The 20,909-nt window shown below is 72.5% G+C and carries 17 protein-coding genes and 1 pseudogene; 16 read left to right on the top strand and 2 right to left on the bottom strand.

Annotated features, from left to right (window positions below; genetic code table 11):
• Positions 1 to 42 precede the first annotated feature (42 nt).
• From yczE to KU893_RS18765, 12 genes are all read left to right on the top strand, one after another.
• Positions 43 to 705: a membrane protein YczE gene (gene yczE, locus KU893_RS18710; protein ID WP_218235901.1), complete on the top strand. Its 663-nt coding sequence runs from the start codon at positions 43 to 45 to the stop codon at positions 703 to 705.
• A 102-nt stretch (positions 706 to 807) separates the two neighbouring features.
• Positions 808 to 2,037, top strand: a complete 1,230-nt coding sequence (locus KU893_RS18715; protein WP_218235902.1) for a toxic anion resistance protein — start codon at positions 808 to 810, stop codon at positions 2,035 to 2,037.
• Between the two features lie 34 nt (positions 2,038 to 2,071).
• Positions 2,072 to 2,587: a hypothetical protein gene (locus tag KU893_RS18720; RefSeq protein ID WP_218235903.1), complete on the top strand. Its 516-nt coding sequence runs from the start codon at positions 2,072 to 2,074 to the stop codon at positions 2,585 to 2,587.
• A complete protein-coding gene (locus KU893_RS18725) occupies positions 2,584 to 4,272 on the top strand; it encodes an AAA family ATPase (RefSeq protein ID WP_246592864.1) in 1,689 nt (562 codons plus the stop codon). Before KU893_RS18720 ends, KU893_RS18725 begins: the two co-directional genes overlap by 4 nt.
• Complete coding sequence (locus KU893_RS18730) at positions 4,269 to 5,555, top strand: GlnX family signal transduction membrane protein (protein WP_218235904.1); 1,287 nt, start codon at positions 4,269 to 4,271, stop codon at positions 5,553 to 5,555. Before KU893_RS18725 ends, KU893_RS18730 begins: the two co-directional genes overlap by 4 nt.
• The gene (locus tag KU893_RS18735; RefSeq protein ID WP_257441554.1) at positions 5,552 to 6,490 is read left to right on the top strand and encodes a glutamate ABC transporter substrate-binding protein; all 939 of its coding nucleotides are present in this window, start codon (positions 5,552 to 5,554) and stop codon (positions 6,488 to 6,490) included. Before KU893_RS18730 ends, KU893_RS18735 begins: the two co-directional genes overlap by 4 nt.
• The gene (locus KU893_RS18740) at positions 6,487 to 7,617 is read left to right on the top strand and encodes a hypothetical protein (protein ID WP_218235905.1); all 1,131 of its coding nucleotides are present in this window, start codon (positions 6,487 to 6,489) and stop codon (positions 7,615 to 7,617) included. Before KU893_RS18735 ends, KU893_RS18740 begins: the two co-directional genes overlap by 4 nt.
• Positions 7,614 to 10,037, top strand: a complete 2,424-nt coding sequence (locus KU893_RS18745; RefSeq protein WP_218235906.1) for a serine/threonine-protein kinase — start codon at positions 7,614 to 7,616, stop codon at positions 10,035 to 10,037. The genes KU893_RS18740 and KU893_RS18745 overlap by 4 nt, the downstream gene beginning before the upstream one ends.
• Positions 10,034 to 11,200 (top strand): PP2C family protein-serine/threonine phosphatase, encoded by a 1,167-nt coding sequence (locus KU893_RS18750; protein WP_257441553.1) that lies wholly within the window; start codon positions 10,034 to 10,036, stop codon positions 11,198 to 11,200. The genes KU893_RS18745 and KU893_RS18750 overlap by 4 nt, the downstream gene beginning before the upstream one ends.
• Entirely contained in the window at positions 11,193 to 12,482 is a 1,290-nt protein-coding gene (locus KU893_RS18755; protein ID WP_218235907.1) for a vWA domain-containing protein, read from the top strand. The genes KU893_RS18750 and KU893_RS18755 overlap by 8 nt, the downstream gene beginning before the upstream one ends.
• A gap of 67 nt (positions 12,483 to 12,549) precedes the next feature.
• The gene (locus KU893_RS18760; RefSeq protein ID WP_218235908.1) at positions 12,550 to 13,353 is read left to right on the top strand and encodes a double zinc ribbon and FHA domain-containing protein; all 804 of its coding nucleotides are present in this window, start codon (positions 12,550 to 12,552) and stop codon (positions 13,351 to 13,353) included.
• Positions 13,354 to 13,404: 51 nt separating this feature from the next.
• On the top strand, positions 13,405 to 14,298 hold the full coding sequence (locus tag KU893_RS18765) for an SDR family oxidoreductase (protein ID WP_218235909.1): 894 nt from the start codon (positions 13,405 to 13,407) through the stop codon (positions 14,296 to 14,298).
• 124 nt (positions 14,299 to 14,422) lie between these two features.
• Here KU893_RS18765 and KU893_RS18770 read toward each other — a convergent pair whose 3' ends face one another.
• Entirely contained in the window at positions 14,423 to 14,992 is a 570-nt protein-coding gene (locus tag KU893_RS18770; protein ID WP_218235910.1) for an O-methyltransferase, read from the bottom strand.
• A gap of 561 nt (positions 14,993 to 15,553) precedes the next feature.
• Between KU893_RS18770 and KU893_RS18775 the strand changes: the two genes are divergently transcribed.
• The 3 genes from KU893_RS18775 (at position 15,554) to KU893_RS18785 (ending at position 17,988) form a co-directional block, all read left to right on the top strand.
• A complete protein-coding gene (locus KU893_RS18775; RefSeq protein WP_218235911.1) occupies positions 15,554 to 15,718 on the top strand; it encodes a hypothetical protein in 165 nt (54 codons plus the stop codon).
• An 11-nt stretch (positions 15,719 to 15,729) separates the two neighbouring features.
• Positions 15,730 to 16,827 (top strand): 3-isopropylmalate dehydrogenase, encoded by a 1,098-nt coding sequence (locus tag KU893_RS18780; protein WP_218235912.1) that lies wholly within the window; start codon positions 15,730 to 15,732, stop codon positions 16,825 to 16,827.
• An 81-nt stretch (positions 16,828 to 16,908) separates the two neighbouring features.
• Positions 16,909 to 17,988, top strand: coding sequence for a branched-chain amino acid aminotransferase (locus tag KU893_RS18785; protein ID WP_218235964.1), 1,080 nt, complete (start codon positions 16,909 to 16,911; stop codon positions 17,986 to 17,988).
• Between the two features lie 225 nt (positions 17,989 to 18,213).
• On the opposite strand, the pseudogene KU893_RS23830 reads toward KU893_RS18785, so the two are convergent.
• Positions 18,214 to 18,906, bottom strand: a pseudogene (locus tag KU893_RS23830) (alpha/beta fold hydrolase); the annotation flags it as partial.
• A 191-nt stretch (positions 18,907 to 19,097) separates the two neighbouring features.
• On the opposite strand from KU893_RS23830, the gene KU893_RS18795 reads away from it, so the two are divergent.
• A complete protein-coding gene (locus KU893_RS18795; protein WP_218235913.1) occupies positions 19,098 to 20,837 on the top strand; it encodes a serine/threonine-protein kinase in 1,740 nt (579 codons plus the stop codon).
• The last annotated feature ends 72 nt before the right edge of the window (positions 20,838 to 20,909 follow it).

Here is a 20,909-nt window from a genome sequence, read left to right on the forward strand (position 1 = left end):
TTGGCTATTTCCTGACAGTCCAATCGTCGCGACGCTGGAGCCATGTCGATCGCCGCGCCTGCCCCTCGGGTCGCCGTCCAGCTCGCCGACCTCGGTCCCGTCGCCCAGCTCCGAGCCGGACGCCTGCCCCGCCGCCTCGTCCAGCTGTACGTCGGCCTGTGGCTCTACGGCGTCAGCCTGGCCCTGATGGTGCTCGGCGACCTCGGCCTGGCTCCGTGGGACGTGCTGCACTCCGGCTTCATCCGCCACGTCCCCCTCACCCTGGGCCAGGCCGTCGTGCTGTTCAGCTTCGTGGTCCTGGTGCTGTGGGTCCCGCTGCGCGAGAAGCCCGGCCTCGGCACCCTCTCCAACGCGCTCGTCGTCGGCGTGTCCGCCGACGTGACACTCGGGATGTTCGACGCCCCCGACAGCCTGCCCGCCCGGATCGCCCTCATGGCCGGCGGCATCGTCCTGTGCGGCCTCGCCACCGCCCTCTACATCGGTGCCCAGCTCGGCCGCGGGCCCCGCGACGGCCTGATGACCGGCCTGACCCGGCGTACCGGTCTCTCGATCCGGCTGGTCCGCACCGGCCTCGAGGTCGTGGTCGTCGCCATCGGCCTGGTCCTGGGCGGCACGCTCGGGCTCGGCACGGTCCTGTTCGCCCTGACCATCGGGCCGATCGCGCAGTGGATGATGCCGTGGTTCCTCGTCGAGCTGGAGTCCTGACCGGTCCGCCCCGCCCCCCGGCTCGGTGGGATCCCTGAACCGGACCCTGATTTGCTCTGCTGAGCCTGCATGAGGAGAGGGTTCGCTGGATAGGCTCGGGCCATGACCACCGACGGTTCCCAGGCCGCTGCCCCCGAGCCCGCCCCGCTCGCCCCTCCCGAGCCCGTCATCCAGCTGACGGCCCCCGAGGCGCCGGCGCCGGTCGTGGAGACGCAGGCGCCCAAGATGGCGCCGCAGGTCGAGGCCGGGATGGTGCCCGAGCTCGACGCGAAGGTCGACAGCTTCCTCTCGGCGCTGACCGCCACGAAGGCCGGCAGCCCGGAGTTCGCCGCCCAGGCCGAGAACGTGCGCACCATGGGCGACGCCGACATCCGCAAGGCGGCCGAGACCTCCAACCGGATGCTCGACAAGCCGGTCAACGCGCTCAAGACCGGCGGCATCGCGCAGGGCTCCAACGTCGGCAAGACGCTGCTCGAGCTGCGTCGTACGGTCGAGGACCTCGACCCGGGCCAGGCGACCGGCGTGAAGAAATGGTGGGACAAGCTGCCCTTCAACGACAAGCTGGAGGACTACTTCCGCAAGTACCAGTCCTCGCAGAGCCAGCTCAACGGCATCCTCCACTCGCTGCGCAGCGGGCAGGACGAGCTGACCCGCGACAACGTCGCGCTCAACCTGGAGAAGACCAACCTCTGGGGCGTGATGGGCCGGCTCAACCAGTACATCTACGTCGCCGAGAAGCTCGACGCGAGGCTGTCGGCCAAGATCGCCGAGCTCGAGCTCAGTGATCCTGAGACGGCCAAGACGCTCTCGCAGGACGTGCTGTTCTACGTCCGGCAGAAGCACCAGGACCTGCTCACCCAGCTGGCGGTGTCGATCCAGGCCTACTTGGCCATCGACATCATCATCAAGAACAACATCGAGCTCATCAAGGGCGTCGACCGGGCCACCACGACCACCATCTCCGCACTGCGTACCGCGGTCATCGTCGCCCAGGCGCTGAGCAACCAGAAGCTGGTCCTCGACCAGATCACGGCGCTCAACACGACGACGTCGGCGATGATCCAGCGCACCTCGGAGATGCTCAAGGAGAACTCCGCGGCCATCCAGGAGCAGGCCGCGTCGTCCACGATCGGCATGGAGCAGCTGCAGGCCGCGTTCGCCAACATCTACGCGACGATGGACTCGATCGACGAGTTCAAGCTCAAGGCGCTCGACAACATGTCGACCACGATCGGCGTCCTCGAGAACGAGGTGCAGAAGTCGAAGGCCTACCTCGAGCGGGTCCAGCAGCACGACGCACGCAACGCCGCCGGCACCCTGGACATCGGCTAGAGGCCGAGGAGCCAGGGGACAGGACGGATTCCGGGTGGGGCTGAAGTCGTGGTGGCGCAGGTCTCGGGGTGCCGCGCAGGAGCCGGCGTACGTCGTACCGCCGGCGCCGACCGAGCAGGACATCCGGGCTGCGCTCAACCAGGTGTACGCGATGCTCACCGACAACAACGCGCCGCCGGTGGTGATCTCGCGGGTGCAGCGGATCGCCCGCACCATCAACCAGACGCTGCCGCGGCTGAGCCAGCTCGGGCTGGGCAGTGAGGAGAGCTACTCGGTCGTCGCGACGGCGACCGACTACCTCCCTGAGGCGCTGCAGTCCTACCTGCGGCTGCCGCGCGACTGGGCGGACACGCGCCCGATCGACGGGCCGAAGACGGCGTTGCTGATCCTCGTCGAGGCGCTCGAGCTGCTCGGCGTCACGATGGACCAGATCCTCGACGCCGCCAACCGCGCCGACGCCCAGGCGCTCATCGCGCACAGCCGCTTCCTCGACGCCAAGTTCGGCCACTCCTCCTCGGGCGGCCCCGACCTCACCCTGGGAGCCCCATGACGACGCTCACCGAAGCCCTCGACGCCCTCGTCGCCACGGCCCGCGCGGCCGGGCTCGACGAGGCGGCCGCCCGCGCCGAGGGCGAGGCGGTCGCTGCCACCGTCTCCGAGCGCTCCCGCGGCGCGTTCGTCGACTGGTGCGCGCAGACCGGGCGCGCGCGCTCGGCCGAGGAGCACATGCTCGCGGCCAAGCGCGGCAACCGGTTCCGCGCCGGCCCGACGCCGTTGATGGCCCAGCTGCTGCTGGAGAAGTCCGCTGCCTCGGCCGACTACGCCGGTGCGCTGGCCGACGTCGCCCTCGCCGGCTCGGCGCTGGGGGAGCGCGGTCCCGACGCGGTCGGTGCCGCCACCACGGTCACCACGGCGCAGCTGGGCGGCGGATTCGAGGCTCGGTCGCTGGGCGACCTCGCGCCTCAACCACCGAGCGGCGCCTTCGACCTCCCCACCCGGCAGCCGGTGCCGGGCCTCGGCGACCAGATGCTCGACCAGGTCCGCCGCGTCGGCGAGCAGGTACGACGCCAGCTCGGCGCGCTCAACGCCGCCGCCCCGACGCTGCCCGCGGAGCCCGGAGGTCTCGAGGCTCGGTCGCCGGGCGACCTCGCACCTCGACCGCCGGGAGCCGACGGCGTGCAGACCCAGGCGGCCGAGCCGGAGCAGCCCGTGGAGGAGCCAGCCGAGGAGACGGCGCCCACGAAGACGGTCGAGGAGCTGCTCGCTGAGCTCGACGGCCTGATCGGGCTGGCCAACGTGAAGGGCGAGATCCACCGCCAGGCGGCGGTGCTGCGGGTCGAGGGACTGCGCAAGCAGGCCGGCCTGGAAAGCCCGACCATCACCCGACACCTCGTCTTCAACGGCAACCCCGGCACCGGCAAGACCACGGTGGCTCGTCTCGTGGCCGGGATCTACCGGGCGCTCGGCCTGCTCACCAAGGGCCAGCTGGTCGAGGTGGACCGTTCCGAGCTGGTCGCCGGCTACCTCGGCCAGACCGCCGCGAAGACGGCCGAGGTGGTGAAGTCGGCCGAGGGCGGCGTGCTGTTCATCGACGAGGCGTACTCCCTCTCCGGCGACCAGTACGGCAAGGAAGCGATCGACACCCTGGTCAAGGAGATGGAGGACAAGCGCGAGGACCTCGTGGTCATCGTCGCCGGCTACCCGCTCCCCATGGCGATCTTCATCTCCGAGAACCCGGGCCTGGAGAGCCGGTTCCGGACCACGATCGACTTCTCCGACTACACCGACGACGAGCTGGTCGCGATCTTCGCGTCGATGGTCGAGGGCGCCGACTACGACGCCGGCGAGCCGGTGCTGGCGCGGCTGCGCGAGATCCTCGACGCCACCGAGCGGGGGCCGTCGTTCGGCAACGCCCGGTTCGTGCGCAACCTGATGGAGGCCGCGATCGGCCACCACGCCTGGCGCCTGCGCGACGTCGCCGAGCCCACGCTCGAGCAGCTGCGCGCCCTCGAGCCCGACGACCTCGTGGTCGACCCCAACGGCGCGGCACCCACCGAGCCCGCCGCCGACGGCGAGGTCGTCCCGCCCGCCGACGTCCCGCCGGCCGAGCCGGTCGACCCGTTCGGCGACGACGCCACCGTCGCCCGCCGGCCGAAGGACCCCCCGGCCGAGGGGCTCGAGACTCGCAACCTCGCACCTCAACCACCGGCCCCCGATCAGCAGGAGGAGTCGTGAGCCAGACCGCCACCCCCGCGGCCGCCCCGCCACCGCCCGCCACCGCGCCGGCACCGGCTGCGTCGGCACCCGTGGCCGCGCCCCAGCCCGGGACGTCGTACATCGACACGCCCGCGCTGCTCAACCGCTGGCAGCTGATCGGCATGAGCGTCGCCATCGTGTTCGGCATCGTCAGCGCGCTCGTGCAGTTCGTCGGCTGGCAGTCCGACGGTCGGGCGGCCGACGACACCGAGCAGCTGGTCCGGGTCCAGGAGATCCAGTCGTCGCTCTTGCGCGCCGACGCGCTGTCCACCAATGCCTTCCTGGTCGCGGGTCTCGAGGACCCTGCCCAGCGCCAGGAGTACGACGACGCGATCGACACCGTGCTCCGCGACATCGCCAACGCGGCCGAGGCACAGCCGGCCGACCGCAAGGCCCTGGCTGCCCTGAACGAGCAGGTCGACACCTACGCGACCTACATCGCCCAGGCGCGCGCCAACAACCGGCAGGGATTCCCCGTGGGTGCCGGCTACCAGACCGCGGCCAGCGACCAGCTGCGCAATGCGGCGATCCCGGTCCTCGACGCGCTCGTCGAGGCCAACACGGATCGCGCGGACGGAGCCATGGGCGGCCAGCACCCGATCTGGCTGGGCATCGTCGGACTGGCTGCCCTGGCCGGCCTGTGGTGGCTCAACCGCGAGCTCGCCCGGGCCTTCCGGCGCCGCCTCAACAAGGGTCTCGTGGTCGCCGCGGCGATCGTCGCCGTGGTGACCCTGGTGACGACGGCCGGCGCCTGGATCCGGGACAGCTCCAACGACGCGCTGCGGGACGGCGAGTTCCAGGACGCCGTCTCCAGCGCGGTCGCCCGCACGGCGGCCAACGACGCCAAGGCCAACGAGAGCCTGCGGCTGATCAAGCGCGGCTCCGGGGCGGACAACGAGAAGAAGTGGGGCGAGCTGGCCGCGGTGGTGGAGAAGAAGGCCCCGGCCACCGACCTCGAGAGCTGGTCGACCTACACCGAGCGCCACGCGCAGATCGTCAAGGCCGACGACTCGAACCGGTGGTCGGATGCGGTCGACATCGCCACCACGGACGACGAGAAAACCGGTTCCACCGCGCCGTTCAACAGGTTCGACGCCTCGCTGGCCGACGACATCACCAAGGCGAGCGGCGCCGCGATCGACGACCTGCGCAGCGGCCGGGTGATCGCTCTGATGCTCAGCGCGCTGACACTGCTGCTCGGTGTGGCTGCGGCTCTGGCCGTCGCCCGAGGTATCGGCCAGCGACGGAGGGAGTTCTCGTGAAGCAGTCCCGTTCCCGACTCGGTGTGGCCGCCGCAGTCCTCGCGCTCCTCGCCTTGGCCGGTTGCTCGTACGACGCGACGAAGGTGCCGACCCACAAGGAGTCGCCGGCGGCCGAGCCCACTCCCGCCTCCTGTGAGACGACCGATGCGGACCTCCGTTCCTACGACCCGAGCAAGGCCGCGGGGGACGCCGTCAATCGGATCCGCAAGGCCGGTGTGCTCAAGATCGGCGTCTCCGCGGACACCCTGCTGCTCGGCGCCCGCAACCCGTCGACCAACGCCATCGAGGGATTCGACATCGATGTCGCGAACCAGATCGCCAAGGCGCTCGGCGTCGAGCCGCAGTACCGGGTGATCAACGCGGGCCAGCGGATAGAGCTCCTCGAGGACCGCGAGATCGACATCGTCGCGCGCAACATGACGATCAACTGCACGCGCTGGCAGTCGGTCGCCTTCTCTGCCGAGTACTACCGAGCGGGCCAGAAGGTCCTCGTCCGACCCGACGTCGCCGACAAGTACGCCGGCCCGCAGGACCTGGCCGGCCTCAAGGTGTGCGCTCCCACAGGGACGACCAGCGTCGACAACATCAAGGCGGCCGAGCCGGACGTGATCTCGGAGCCGGCGCTCACCCACACCGGATGCCTGGTGAAGTTCCAGCAGGGCCAGGTCGACGCGATCACCGGTGACGACACGGTGTTGGCCGGACTGGTCGCCCAGGACAAGCTCTACGCCGCGGTGCCGAAGCAGGACGCCTTCACCAAGGAGCCCTATGGCATTGCCACCAACGCCGACGACAAGGACCTGGTGGCCTTCATCAACGCGGTCCTCGAGGACATGCGGACCAACGGCACGTGGCAGAAGTCCTACGACACCTGGCTGAAGCCGTACCTGTTGATCGACGCAACCCAGCCCCAGCCCGCCTACGGCCGTCCGTGAGCGTGCCGACCACCATGACCACCACGGCGCCCACCGCCCCCGGCAAGCTCGGGGATGCGCTGGAGCCTGCCGTCATCCAGGCCTACCTGGGCGAGCTCGACACCTGGCTGCGGGTACGACGCTCCGAGCTCGACGAGCTCGACCAGGCCGCGCTGGCGGTGGGCCGCGGGGGCGAGCTGGCGGGCGACATGTCGCTGGCGCTGGCGCTGTGGAAGGCGATCTCGGACCGCTACCAGCTGGTCTTCGCGACCTGGGACGGCGGCCGGGTGCTCCAGCAGGAGCGGGAGCGGATCTCGGCGCTGATCTGGGGCCGGCTCGACGGGGCGACCGAGCTGCCCGGCGGGCTGGCGGTGTCGCTGCCCGAGGCGGGCCGGCTGTGCGACGCGCTGACCGGGCAGCTGCGAAGCAGGCTGGCGCTGGTCCCGGGTGCGGACGCCCAGGCGGCGCGGATCCGGGAGCTGCGGGCGCAGCTCGAGCGGATCCGCGACCAGGTCGGCCTCGAGCCGGCCCTGACCCGTGACGCCGCCGTCCACCGGCTGGCCGAGCTGATGGCGCGGCTGGAGGGCATCACCGCCAAGGCGGAGCGCGGCGGCGACGTCGGCGGGATGCTCGGCCCGATCGAGGTCGAGGCCACCACCTTCGAGCGCGACCTGATCGTCGGCAACGCCCGGCGCCGCGACGCGCGCGACCAGGTGATCTCGGCGCGCGAGCTGCGCGCCGACCTGGAGGCGCGGGCGGCCGCGCTGCAGAAGCTGGCCGGGACCTGCGTCGCGACGGTCGATCCCGCGCCGCGCTACGCCGTCCCCGACGTCGGCGCGCTCGGCCCGGTGCCGGTGACGCCCGACGCCATCGGCCCCTACCTCGAGCGGCTCGACCGTGTCTCGCAGGCGCTCGAGGTCGCCCAGCACGCCTACGCCGCGGCGCTCGACGAGCACACCCAGCTGGTCGCGCTGCTGGACGCCTACGTCGCCAAGGCGCGCGCCGCGGGCGTGGCCGACCACCCCGACCTGGTCGCGAGCGAGCAGTCCGCCCGGGCGGTGCTGGTGCGCTCGCCCGCCCCGATGAGCGTGGCCCGCCAGCTCGTCACGACGTACCAGACCTGGCTAGCGAAGGAGATCTCGTCATGAGCGCAGGTGCCTGCACCCAGCCCGGCTGCACGGGCAGCATCGTCGACGGCTACTGCGACGTCTGCGGCATGCCCGGCGCCGGCGGCACGTCGACGGTGGCCGCGCCGCCGGCGGCCGCGTCGCCCATCGCCGACTCCGGCACGGTCAAGGCACCGATCGCCGCAGCGGTCGCCGGCAACCCGGCCAGCGTCGCGGCGTCGACCTGCCAGCAGCCCGGTTGCACCGGCACCATCCTCGACGGCTACTGCGACGTCTGCGGTACGCCGGCCGTCCCGGGTGCCAGGGTCGCCGAGGCGACCGCGCTGGCCGAGGCCCAGCCGCTGTCGGGGCGCGAGGGCACCTCCGCGACCGCCGCGAGCCGGGTGCAGTCCGCGGCGATCGGCTCCAAGCGGGCCGGGACCGGCAGCACGTCGACGCGTCGTACCCGGACCGGGTCGCAGCGGATGCGTGCCGCCCGGATCGGCGCCGGTCTGACCGTCGTACCTCCCGCGCCGCCGGTCGACGCCGCCAAGGCGATCATGGCCAACCCGCAGGTGCCCGAGGACAAGCGCAGCTGTGCCAAGTGCGGCAACGCCGTCGGCCGCAGCATCGACGGTCAGCCCGGTCGCAGCGAGGGGTTCTGCCCGAACTGCGGCCAGCAGTTCTCGTTCACCCCGAAGCTGCAGCAGGGGGACCTCGTCGCCGGTCAGTACGAGGTCGCGGGCGCGCTCGCCCACGGCGGGCTCGGCTGGATCTACCTCGCCCGCGACCGCAACGTCTCCAACCGCTGGGTCGTGCTCAAGGGCCTGCTCAACTCCGGCGACCCCGACGCGCTCGCGGCGGCGATCGCCGAGCAGCAGTTCCTCGCGCAGGTCGAGCACCCGCTGATCGTCGAGATCTACAACTTCGTCACGCACGAAGGCGCCGGCTACATCGTCATGGAGTACGTCGGCGGCAAGTCGCTCAAGCAGATCCTCAAGCAGCGGATGGTCGCCAACAACGGCGCCTACGACCCGTTGCCGGTCGACCAGGCGCTGGCCTACATCCTCGAGCTGCTGCCGGCGTTCCAGTACCTCCACGACCTCGGCCTGGTCTACTGCGACTTCAAGCCCGACAACATGATCCAGGTCGGCGACGCAATGAAGCTGATCGACCTGGGCGGCGTACGACGCGCCGACGACGAGGAGTCGGCGATCTACGGCACGGTCGGCTACCAGGCGCCCGAGGTCGCCGAGGTCGGTCCGTCGGTGGCCTCCGACATCTACACGATCGGCCGCACCCTCCTCGTGCTGTGCATGGAGTTCCGCGGCTACCAGGGCACCTACCTCCACAGCCTGCCGCCGGTCGATGCGACGCCGCTGTTCCAGCAGTACGACTCGCTCTACCAGCTGATCGCCAAGTGCTGCGCGCCCGACCCGGCCGACCGGTTCGCGTCGGTCGACGAGATGCGCACCCAGGTGCTCGGTGTGCTGCGGGAGGTCGTGGCCCGGCACCGGCAGGGGACGGCGACCACGTCGGCCGCGTCCGTGCTCTTCGAGTCGCCCGCGACCGCGCGGCCGATCACGGACTGGAGCCAGCTGCCCGACCTGCGCACCGACACCACGGACCCGCAGTACGGCTGGCTGAGCACGATCAGCGAGGACGACCCGAAGCAGCGGCTCAAGGACCTCGAGACGGCGCCCGAGGACTCCGCCGAGGTCTGGCTGGGCCGCGCCCACGCGGCGCTCGACCTCGGGGACCCGGTGCTGGCCAAGAGCCACGCGCAGAAGCTGCTCACCGACGACCCGTGGGAGTGGCGGGCACTGTGGGTCGAGGGCCTCGCCGCCGTCCAGGCCGGCGACTGGGAGACCGCGAAGGCGTCGTTCAACGCGGTCTACCAGCAGGTCCCCGGCGAGCTCGCGCCCAAACTGGCGCTGGCGTTCGCCTGCGAGCGGGGCGGCCTGCCCGAGGTGGCGGAGGGGCTCTACGCCGTGTGCGCGTCCACCGACGCGGCCTACGTCCCTCCGGCCGCGTTCGGCATGGCGCGGGTCCGCGCCGGGCGCCAGGACATCCCCGGCGCGGTGGCCGCGCTCGACCTGGTGCCGACCACCAGCCGCGGCTACACGGAGAGCCGCCAGCAGCGCGCCGAGGTGCTGCTCTCCGGGAGCTCGGCCGACATCACCGTGCTCGACCAGGCGATGCGGACCATCGACGCCTCGAGCGTCGACCAGCAGACCCGGCAGCGGTTCACCGTCCGGATCCTCACCGAGGCGCTGCCGGTGGTCAGCAACGGCCAGGTCCCCGCAGGTGCGCGGATCGGCTCGGTCGAGGCGACCGAGGCCGGGGTGCGCGACGGGATCGAGAACGCCCTGCGGATGCTCGCCCGCGACGCCGTCGACCTCAAGGAGCGGGTCACCTTGGTCAACCAGGCCAACGCCGTCCGGAACTGGAGCCTCACGTGAACTGTCCGTCCTGTCAGGCCGCGCTCGCGCCCGGGGCCCGCTTCTGCGAGAACTGCGGGGCGCAGCTCGATGCCGCCGCCGCGCCTGCTCCGGTGGCGGCGGTCTCCGCCGACCACCCGCTCGGTGACGCCCCGATCAGTGCGCCCACCCGGAAGCCGGCGGCCGCACTGCCCGACCCGCCGGCGCCCGCCGGGCGACGGGCCTGCACGGAGTGCGGGGGAGAGGTCGGCCCGGACCTGTACTGCCTCGAGTGCGGGACCAAGGCACCCAGCGAGCGCGACCACTTCCGGGAGCAGCCCGCGCCCTGGGTCGCGGGCGTGTGCGACAAGGCGATCGGCAAGAACCGCAACGAGGACGCCATGGCGCTGCTCGCCGGCGCCGAACCGGGCTCGCGGGCGGTCCTCATCGTGATGGACGGCGTCTCCAACTCCATCGACTCCGACGTCGCCTCGCTGGCCGGGGCGCGCGCGGCGCGGGAGGTGCTGCGGATGCCGTTGCCGGTGGGCATGGGTACGCCGGAGAGCCGCGACGCCGCCGTACGCAAGGTGTTGACCGACGCCGCGGCCGCCGCCAACACGGCGATCGTCGCGGTCACCGACCCCGACTCGCCCAACCCGGCCTCGGCGACCTTCACCGCCGCGGTGCTGGAGGGGCGGCGGATCACCTGGGCCAACATCGGCGACTCGCGCTCGTACTGGCTGCCCGACGCCGGCACGCCGGTCCAGCTCACCGTCGACGACTCCGTCGCCCAGGCCCAGATCGCCGCCGGCGTCGCCCGCGAGGTCGCCGAGACCGGGCCGCAGGCACACGCGATCACCAAGTGGCTGGGCCGCGACTCCGAGGACCAGAAGCCGACCGTCGGAGCCCTCGAGGTCGACGGCAGCGGCTGGCTGCTGGCCTGCTCCGACGGACTGTGGAACTACGCCTCCGAACCGGAGGCGCTGGCCGCGCAGGTCCGCGCCGCCGCCACGAGCGACCCCCTCGCCCTCGCCCTCGCGCTCGTCGCGTTCGCGAACGGCTCCGGCGGGCACGACAACGTCACCGCCGCCGTCGCTCGGGTCGACCTGACCCCGTCGGCGGTCCCGCCGCCCCCGCCGCCGCCACCGGTGGTCGGGCAGAATGACCAGACGCCGACCCCAGGAGGAGAGCCGAGCGATGGCTGAGTTCAGCGCCGCCGTCTACCAGAACGAGTTCCTGCCCGACGGCGGGACCGACGTCAACGCGATCGTGACGATCACCTGCAAGGGCGCCGGCACGGCCGGCCAGTCCGGCGCGGGCAGCGCCGGCGAGATCATCATCGTCGACACCTCCGGCTCGATGGGCCCGGCGACGATGGCCGCCGCCAAGGAGGGCGCCCAGGCCGCGCTCGCCGAGATCGTCGACGGCACCTACTTCGCCGTCATCGCCGGCGCCGACCGGGCGATGCTCGCCTACCCGCAGGTCTCCAGCGGCCCCGGCATGGTGCAGATGGACGCCCGGACCCGGTTGGAGGCCTCCGCCGCGATCGACCGCTTCGTCGGCAGCGGCGGTACGGCGATCAGCACCTGGCTCGACCTCGCCGGCCAGCTCTTCTCGTCGGTCGGCGCGGTCACCCAGCGCCATGTCCTGCTGCTCACCGATGGCGAGAACCGCGAGCGCCCCGGCCGCCTCGACGAGGCGATCAACCGCGCGACCGGCTACTTCCAGGCCGACTGCCGCGGTGCCGGCACCGACTGGCAGGTCGCCGAGATCCGCCGGATCGCGCAGGCCCTGCTCGGCACGGTCGACATCATCCCGAGCCCGGCCGAGATGAAGGCGCAGTTCCAGGAGATCATGCGCAACGCCATGGCCCGGGGCGTGGCCGACGCGTCCCTGCGGGTGTGGACGCCGCAGGGCGCCGAGGTGCTGTTCGTGCGCCAGGTGTCGCCGACCGTCGAGGACCTGACCCACCGTCGTACGCCGGTCAACCCGCTCACCGGCGACTACCCGACGGGCGCCTGGTCCGACGAGTCCCGCGACTACCACGTCGCCGTCCGGGTGCCCGCCAAGGCGATCGGCCAGGAGCAGCTCGCCGCCCGGGTCCAGCTCGCGCTCGGCAGCGACGTCGTCGCGCAGGGCCTGGTCAAGGCGACCTGGTCGAACAACTCCGAGCTCACCACCCGCATCGACCAACAGGTCGCCCACTACACGGGCCAGGCCGAGCTGGCGCAGGCGATCCAGGAGGGTCTGGCGGCCAAGGCCGCCGGCGACGAGGCCACCGCGACCACCAAGCTCGGGCGGGCGGTCCAGCTGGCCGCCGAGACCGGCAACGAGGAGGCCACCTCCAAGCTGCGCAAGGTCGTCGACGTCGACAACGAGGAGACCGGCACAGTCCGTCTCAAGCGCGCGGTCGAGAAGGCCGACGAGATGGCCCTCGACACCGCCTCCACCAAGACCACGCGGATCCGCAAGGAGCCCACAGCATGAACCACCCCACGACGTTCTCCGCTTCCCCCGCTGCGCTCCTCCAGCGCACAACGTCGTGGGGACCCCGGTGAGCACCTGCCCGTCCGGGCACGAGTCGGCCTCGGACGACTACTGCGACGTCTGCGGCCTGCCGATCCCGGCCGGCGGGGCCACGCCGGTCCCGGACGGGTCGGGTGCCGCGCCTGCTTCCGCGGAACCCGCGGCGCCGGCGGCGGCGCCCTCGACGCCCTCGACGGCCGAGTGCCCCAACTGTCAGGCGGCCAACCCGCCCAACGCGCTGTTCTGCGAGGCCTGCGGCTACGACTTCACCACCGGCTCGCTGCCGCGCCCGGTCACGCCGTCCGTCCTCGACCTCGGGGCGCCCGCCGCTCCGGCCGGCACCGACGACCCCGGCACGGCCGACGCGAAGGGGACCGGGAGTGTCGCGCCCGCCGGATCGGCCGCGGAATCCATCGCGCCGCCACTCGCCGACGCCTGGGTGGCCGAGGTCTGGATCGACCCGGACTGGTACGCCGACCAGGAGTCGACCGACCCGCTCCCGTCCGCGGGCGTGCCGACCGTCGTACCCCTGCGGACGACGTCGATCCTGGTCGGCCGGACCTCCCGCAGCCGTGGCATCCACCCCGATATCGACCTGGCCACCGACAACGGCATCAGCCGGCGGCACTGCCAGCTCACCACCGACGGCACCCGATGGTGGGTGGAGGACCTCGGCTCGTCCAACGGCACCTACCTCGGCTCCGCCGTCGGTCCGTTGCCGAAGGACCCGGTGCCGGCGGGGGAGAAGCGTGAGATCGCCCCGGACGCGCGGGTCTACCTCGGCGCCTGGACGCGGATCGTCATCCGCCGGGCCCAGCCCGGCGAGGTCTGAGGGCTTCGGACGCCGGTTCCTGTGACCGCCGGTATCTGCCACCATGCGTCCATGGCGATCAAGGACCAGGTCATCCTCATCACCGGCGGCGCGCGCGGCATCGGGCTCGAGACCGCGAAGGCGCTCGCGGCGAAGGGCGCCCGGCTGGCGCTGACCGACCTCGACGCCCCGGCCCTGGCCGACGCCGTCGCGGCGATCGGGGCCGAGCGGTGCGAGGGCATCGTCGCCGACGTGTGCGACCTGTCGGCGATGGAAGCGGCGGTCGCGACCACACTCGAGCGGTTCGGCCGGATCGACACGGTGCTGGCCAACGCCGGCATCGCCAGCTACGGCTCGGTGATGGCGATCGACCCCGCCGCCTTCCAGCGCACCATCGACATCAACGTCGTCGGCGTCTTCAACACCGCCCGAGCCTCGGTCCCGGCGCTCGCGGAGAGCAAGGGCTACCTGCTGGTGGTCTCGTCATTGGCCGCGTTCGCCGCCGCACCCGGCCTGGCGGCGTACAACGCCAGCAAGGCGGGTGTCGAGCACTTCGCGAACGCACTGCGGCTCGAGGTCGCGCACCAGGGGATCGCGGTCGGAACGGCGCACATGTCGTGGATCGACACGCCGCTGGTGCAGGACGCCAAGAGCGACCTGCCGGCCTTCGAGGAGATGCTGAGCAAGCTCCCGCCGCCGCTGAACCGCACGACCGGGGTCGAGGCGTGCGTGAAGGCGTTCGTGAAGGGCGTCGACAAGCGGTCGCGGCACGTCTACTGCCCGGGCTGGGTGCGCGGCGCGGGCCTTGCCCGCAACGTCATCAACTCCGCCGTGGGCACCCTGCCCGTCCTCAAGCTGGTTCCTGACCTGCTGCCCCGCATGGACGCCGAGGTGCGTGCGCTCGGCCGCTCCACCAGCGCCCGGATCGTCGCCAACGACGAGCGAGTGGCGGCAGGGAAGAGCTGAGCGGGGTCGGATCGACCGCCGGACCTGTGGAGTCCGTCCGGGGTTGGACGACGAAACTCACGCTGGGACGAGGAAGCTTCCTCGTCCCAGCGTGAGTTTCACCGGCCGGCCGGTGAAACTCATTTCAGCGACGCGTCGCGATGAGCGCCGACGCGTCGGGGGCGACCATCACCTCGACGGTGGTGAACCGCTCGTCGGTGAGCCACTCCTCGCGCAGCGTGTCGACCCGGCCGCCGGTGATCGGGGGCCACATCTCGCAGGGGAAGAAGTCGTCGAGGACGACGATGCCGCCGGGCTCGACGAGGTCGGCGATCTTGTCGACACCGACCGACGACGGGTCGCCGGAGTCGAGGAAGAGCAGCGAGAACGGGCCCTTGTCGAGCAGCGTCGACCAGTCCGCCTCGAGGACGTCGACCAGCGGGTCCTCGTCGAAGATCTCGATCGCGGCGGCCGCGAGCTTGGGGTCGAGCTCGGCGGTGATGATCCGGGCCTTGTCGTTGCGGACGCCCGAGCGCAGCCAGGCCGTGCCAACCCCGCAGCCGGTGCCGAACTCGGCCATCGTCCCCTCGCGGGTCGCGGCAAGGGCGGCCAACAGGCGGCCGGTCTCGTTGCGGCAGAACGACACGTAGCCCGCGCGCCGGGACACGTCGAACGCGCGGTGGACCACGTCAGGAAGCTCGGGGGGCGCGCTCATGCCCCGAGTCTCACCCCTGCGATCAAGGAGCGGGACGCGGATCTCGGATCGTGGTCGCGCAGGCCGCCTTCCCCCCGGGCGTCGTCACAGCGGCACCACCGGTCACACCGGTCAGGGGATCCATGCGCTTGTCAGGCGTTGCAAACCCCGACAAGCGCATGAATCCCCGGACATCCGGGGATTCATGCAGACCGCCTGCCCGCATGCTGGACGAATCGGGGACAACGGCGCCCGGGTCCGCTACCGTCGTCCCATCATGCGGAGCGCTCTTCTCGTAATCGTGCGCCGCGGCGAGGCCTGAGAGAGGCCACCTCGCCGCGGTGATTGCGGCGTTCCCCGATACCGCGTCGGGCTTCTCGATCCAACCGAAGAAGTCCTGGCGCATCTCCGATCCGCACCGCGGCGGGCCCACCGGCCGGCAACGCGCGATCCGCATCCCCGTCGCAGTCGAGCTCTTGTGAGACCCACGAGCTGACGCCCCACCCGCCGTGGTGGGAGAGCCCAGGACGGCACTCGTCCAGCAGCGTCCTCAGCACCCATCAGCCTCACGGAGACTCAGCGATGTTCACCACCTCGACCCGCCCAGGCGCCCAGTACCGCGACTCCCGCGAGTGGGGGCCGGCCAAGCACGACCCGGAGCACCCCTTCCACCTCGCCCAGCTCGACACGCCCGCCGCGGGGACTGACCTGCGAGACGGTGACGCCGGGCTTCCCGACGACAACTAGGTTTTGCTCCCATGACCGACTCCTCTGTTGCAGCCCCCGTCAGCACCGGCCAGGTCGCCCTCGGCGTCATTCCCGGTGACGGGATCGGCCCCGAGGTGACCGCCGAAGCTCTCAAGGTCCTCGAGGCGGCGGCGCCGGCCGACCTGAAGTTCGCGCAGACCCGCTACGACCTCGGTGCCGAGCGTTACCTGCGCACCGCCGAGGTGCTGCCCGACAGCGTGCTCGAGGAGATCCGCAAGCAGGACGTCCTGCTGCTGGGTGCGGTCGGCGGCAAGCCCAACGACCCGAACCTGCCCCCGGGCATCCTCGAGCGCGGCCTGCTGCTGAAGCTGCGCTTCGAGCTCGACCACTACGTCAACCTGCGCCCCTCGCGCATCTACCCGGGCGCGGTCTCGCCGCTGTCCGACGAGGTGCTGGCCAAGGGCGAGGTCGACTTCGTCGTCGTCCGCGAGGGCACCGAGGGCCCCTACACCGGCAACGGCGGTGCGCTGCGCGTCGGTACGCCGGCCGAGGTCGCGACCGAGGTCTCGGTCAACACGGCGTACGGCGTCGAGCGGGTCATCCGCGACGCCTTCGAGCGCGCCCGCAAGCGTCCCCGCAAGAAGCTCACCCTCGTCCACAAGACCAACGTGCTGGTGCACGCGGGCCAGGTGTGGTGGCGGCTGTTCCAGGAGGTGGCCGCGGAGTACCCCGACGTCACGACCGACTACAGCCACATCGACGCGGTGATGATCTACCTGACGACCGACCCGCAGCGCTTCGACGTCATCGTCACCGACAATCTGTTCGGCGACATCGTCACCGACCTCGCCGCCGCGATCAGCGGGGGCATCGGTCTGGCCGCGTCCGGCAACGTGAACCCGGACCGCACCGCGCCCTCCATGTTCGAGCCGGTGCACGGCTCGGCCCCCGACATCGCGGGCCAGCTGATCGCCGACCCGACCGCCGCGATCCTCTCCGGCGCGCTCCTGCTCGACCACCTCGGCCACCCCGAGGCGGCGGCGAAGATCGAGGCCGCGGTGCTCGCCGACCTCGAGGCGCGGGTGCCGGGCCAGCAGCGTCGTACGCCCGAGGTGGGCGACGCGATCGCTGCCCGAGTAGCCGGCTGAGTCCGCGCCGGGGCGCACCGCCCCGGACGCGGGCACACGGCCCACTCCCGACCCGCGTTAACGAGGACTAACCTGATGACCATGCAGATCACCACCACGCTCTCTGCGACCCCGACCGACGACGCCCGGCTGGCCGAGATCCTGGCCAACCCGGGCTTCGGGGTGCACTTCTCCGACCACATGTTCACCGCCGAGTGGACGCCGGAGCAGGGCTGGTACGACGCCCGCATCACGCCGTACGGCCCGATCACGCTCGACCCGGCCGCCGCGGTCCTGCACTACGCGCAGGAGATCTTCGAGGGGATGAAGGCCTACCGTCACGACGACGACTCGCTGTGGCTGTTCCGTCCCGAGGCCAACGCGGAGCGGATGAAGCGCTCCAGCCGCCGCCTCGCGCTGCCGGTGCTCGAAGTCTCGGACTTCATCCAGGCCGCCGAGGCGCTGGTGAAGGTCGACGAGCGGTTCGTCCCGGGGAACCCCGACGGTGGCGAGAAGAGCCTCTACCTGCGGCCGTTCATGTTCGCCTCGGAGAAGTTCCTCGGCGTCCGTCCGGCTCAGCACGTCACCTTCATGGTGATCGCGAGCCCGGCCGGTGCCTACTTCAAGGGCGGCATCAAGCCGGTCACGCTGTGGCTGACCGAGGAGTACACCCGCGCCGGCCGCGGCGGCATGGGCGCCGCCAAGACGGGCGGGAACTACGCCTCGTCGCTGGTCGCCCAGCAGGAGGCCTACGCCCAGGGCTGCGACCAGGTGGTCTTCCTCGACGCCCAGGAGGGCAAGTACGTCGAGGAGCTCGGCGGGATGAACATGTACTTCGTCTTCGACGACGGCTCGATCGTGACCCCGGAGACGGGCACCATCCTCGAGGGCATCACCCGCTCCTCGATCATCGAGCTCGCCGGCAAGATGGGCCACCAGGTCACCGAGCGCAAGTTCGGCATCGACGAGTGGCGCGACGGCGTCGCCAGCGGACGGATCACCGAGATCTTCGCCTGCGGCACCGCCGCCGTGGTCACCCCCGTCGGCTCGCTGAAGTACGCCGGCGGCGAGACCCCCGCTCCCGCCAGCCAGGACCTGACCATGCGGATCCGCGAGGCGCTCGTCGGCGTCCAGCTGGGGCGCGCCGAGGACACCTTCGGCTGGATGCACCGCATCGACTGACGGAGTCGGGGGGGGGGGGGGGGGGGGCGGGGGGGCCCCGCCACCCCCCCCCCCCCGCCGGCACCCCGCGGGGGGCCCCCCCCCCCCCCCCGGGGGGGGGGGGGGGGGGGGGGGGCCCCCCCCCCCCCCCCCCCCCCCCCCCGACTCGTCCAGGAACCGCCTGACCGCGGCTGCGACCGCGGCGGTGTGGGTGACCGCGAGGCCGTGGTCGGCCCCGGGGATCACCACGTCGCCGGCTGCGGGGAACCATGCCAGCACCTGCCGTCGTACGGCGGCCCACCAGGCCCCGCTCGCGTCACCACCCACGTGCAGCACGGGGCACCGGATCCTGGCCGCGTCGGCGCCGGTGAAGGTCCACGCGAGCAGCGCGGGCAGGTCGGCGTCGAGGAAGGTCGCGGCGTCACGGCCCGCACGGGCGCGGGCGTCCGGGACGACCGCCTCCAACGCCGCCCACCACTGCGGCGGCGCCTGCATCGCGAGGAAGGCGTCGAGCGCGGCCGCGACGCCCCGGTCCCGGCGAAGGTCGCGCAGGTCCGCGACGACGGCCAAGAACGCGGCGCGGTGCTCTGCCACGCTCGGCGGGGGCTCGACGAGAACCAGGCCCGCGACCCGGTCCGGACAGGTGACGGCGAGCTCGAGAGCGACGGCCGCGGAGTAGGAGTAGCCGAGCACGTGGGTTCGGCCGATGCCGAGCTCGTCGAGCAGGCCCACGCAGTCGGCGGCATCGGTCGCGATCGACGGCACGGCGTGCGGCGGCGCGCTGCCGGCGTACCCGCGGCGGTGCAGGACGAGCCGACGGTGGCCGGCCAGGTCGGGCTCCAGTGCGAGCGGGAGCAGCTCGTCGGCGGTCAGCCCGGTCTGGATCATCAGTACGGGTGGGCCGTCGCCGAGGTCGCGCACCTCGAGGCCGGAGGCCATGGTCCATCGTGTCACGTGATACGGGCAGCCATGGCGCACCCGATCGTGTTCCGCGACGACGACCCCGGCCCGGCCGTGGAGGCGGGCGATCGACCTGCTGGCCGCCGACGGCGTGGAGACGTTGCGCACGCAGTGAGCCCACCGCGGTGCGCCCGGGCCTGAACCCGGGCGCGGCTGGGTAGCCTCGGGGCGTGACCATCCGGCCGGACAGCAGCGCGCCCACCCATGTGGGCCGGTACGCGCTGCTCACCAAGCTGGGCGAGGGCGGGATGGGCATCGTCCACCTCGCCCAGGGCCCCGACGGGCAGCGGGTCGCGCTCAAGGTGCTGCGCCCGCAGGTCGTGGGCGACCAGGAGGCACGCCAGCGGCTGGCCCGCGAGGTCGGCTCGCTGACCCGGGTGCGCAGCCCGTGGGTGGCGGAGATGCTCGACGCCGACCCGTGGGCCGAGGTGCCCTACGTCGTCACCCGCTACGTTCCGGGGTTCTCGCTGCACGAGCACGTCGCCACCGACGGCCCGGTCACCGGCCGCGACCTGCACTGGCTGGCCGGCTGCCTCGCCGAGGGACTCGCCGCCGTCCACGCGGCCGACGTCCTGCACCGCGACGTGAAGCCGGGCAACGTGCTGATGGAGGGCCGCACCCCGATCCTCATCGACTTCGGGCTCGCCCGCGTCGCCGACGACGTCCGGCTCACCCAGACCGGCTGGCTGCTCGGCACGCCGGGCTACCTCGCCCCCGAGATCCTGTACGGCGACGAGGCCACTCCCGCCGCCGACGTGCACGCGTGGGCGGCGACGGTCGCCTACGCCGCGAGCGGGCGGGCGCCGTACGGGCGCGGTCCGGCGATGGCCGTCATGGACCGCACCCGCCGCGGCCAGCACGACCTCGCCGGGATCGAGAGCCCGCTGGCCGAGGTGCTGGCCGCGGCGCTCGACCCGGAGCCGCTCGAGCGGCCGTTGCTCGAGGAGCTGCTGGCCTGGTTGCGTCCGCTCAGCACCCGCCCCGACCTGCCGCCCGCCGCGGCGCCGGGTGCGCTGTTCGCCGCGCCGGCACCGGTGGCCGACGACTTCACGCTTCCCCTGGCCCTCGCCGCGCAGGGGAGCGCGCCCGTCGCGCCCGGCCCGCTCACGCCACCGACCGTGCCCGAGCCGGCCGCTCCCGGCACCCAGGTGCTGCCGACTGCCGTCGAGCCGCCTGCGCCACCGCTGCCGCCCGCTCCGCCGCCCGCTCCGCCGACCACGGCCGGCCCGACCGCACCGGCGCTGCCACCGGTGCTGCCACCGGTGCCGCCCGCCGCCGCGATGGCGCGGATGGAGGAGCAGTTCGACCAGGCGTGGGACCCGGGGCAGGCGTTCGTCGTGCAGCCGAAGCCGCCGTTGGGCGAGCGGATCCGCCGCTGGGTGAGCGTGGGCCTCGGCGCGGTCGCGCTCGGCGCCGGGTTCGCCGCTGCTCCGTGGGTCGCCGCCGCCATGGTGGTGCTGACGGTGTGGCTGCTGCGCGCCGGTTCGCTGGCCGCGTCGGCGGTCGCGAGCCGTCGTACCGTCCGCGGCGTGAAGTGGTACGACGCCCTGCGCTGGATCGTCACGAGTCCGTGGCACCTGGTCCGGGCCGTGACCGGCACCGTCGTCCTCGTCACGTGGAGCGCCGGACTGGGCGTGGCCGCGGGGCTGCTGGGTTACGCCCTGGCGCTCGACGTCCCGAGCACCCTGCTGGCCGGTGGCGCCACCCTCGGCGTCGCGCTCTGGTCGGGGCCGAGCAGCAGCCGGTTCCGCTCGCCGGTCTCCCGGGTGCTCGACCCGCTGGCCCGCCGGCCGGTGCCGTGGCTGCTGACCTGTGCGGTGCTGCTCGCGGTCGCCGCCGGACTGGGCCTCCTCGTCGCCGGCGACGGCGTCGGCTGGTTCCCGTGGTCGACCGGCCCGTTTGGACTCTGAGCCGGCGAGCGGTGCATCCGTGGCACACTGACCTCGTGACCACCCGCACCATCATCATTAGTTAGCGCGTCC

It is taken from the genome of Nocardioides daeguensis, assembly GCF_019192965.1.
Lineage (GTDB): Bacteria > Actinomycetota > Actinomycetes > Propionibacteriales > Nocardioidaceae > Nocardioides > Nocardioides daeguensis.

Excerpts from the sequence above, each read along its gene's own strand:
- yczE (WP_218235901.1), top strand. The coding sequence starts at position 43 with ATGTCGATCGCCGCGCCTGCCCCTCGGGTCGCCGTCCAGCTCGCCGAC.
- KU893_RS18715 (WP_218235902.1), top strand. The coding sequence starts at position 808 with ATGACCACCGACGGTTCCCAGGCCGCTGCCCCCGAGCCCGCCCCGCTC.
- KU893_RS18725 (WP_246592864.1), top strand. The coding sequence starts at position 2,584 with ATGACGACGCTCACCGAAGCCCTCGACGCCCTCGTCGCCACGGCCCGC.
- KU893_RS18745 (WP_218235906.1), top strand. The coding sequence starts at position 7,614 with ATGAGCGCAGGTGCCTGCACCCAGCCCGGCTGCACGGGCAGCATCGTC.
- KU893_RS18755 (WP_218235907.1), top strand. The coding sequence starts at position 11,193 with ATGGCTGAGTTCAGCGCCGCCGTCTACCAGAACGAGTTCCTGCCCGAC.
- KU893_RS18765 (WP_218235909.1), top strand. The coding sequence starts at position 13,405 with ATGGCGATCAAGGACCAGGTCATCCTCATCACCGGCGGCGCGCGCGGC.
- KU893_RS18770 (WP_218235910.1), bottom strand. The coding sequence starts at position 14,992 with ATGAGCGCGCCCCCCGAGCTTCCTGACGTGGTCCACCGCGCGTTCGAC.
- KU893_RS18775 (WP_218235911.1), top strand. The coding sequence starts at position 15,554 with ATGTTCACCACCTCGACCCGCCCAGGCGCCCAGTACCGCGACTCCCGC.
- KU893_RS18780 (WP_218235912.1), top strand. The coding sequence starts at position 15,730 with ATGACCGACTCCTCTGTTGCAGCCCCCGTCAGCACCGGCCAGGTCGCC.
- KU893_RS18785 (WP_218235964.1), top strand. The coding sequence starts at position 16,909 with ATGCAGATCACCACCACGCTCTCTGCGACCCCGACCGACGACGCCCGG.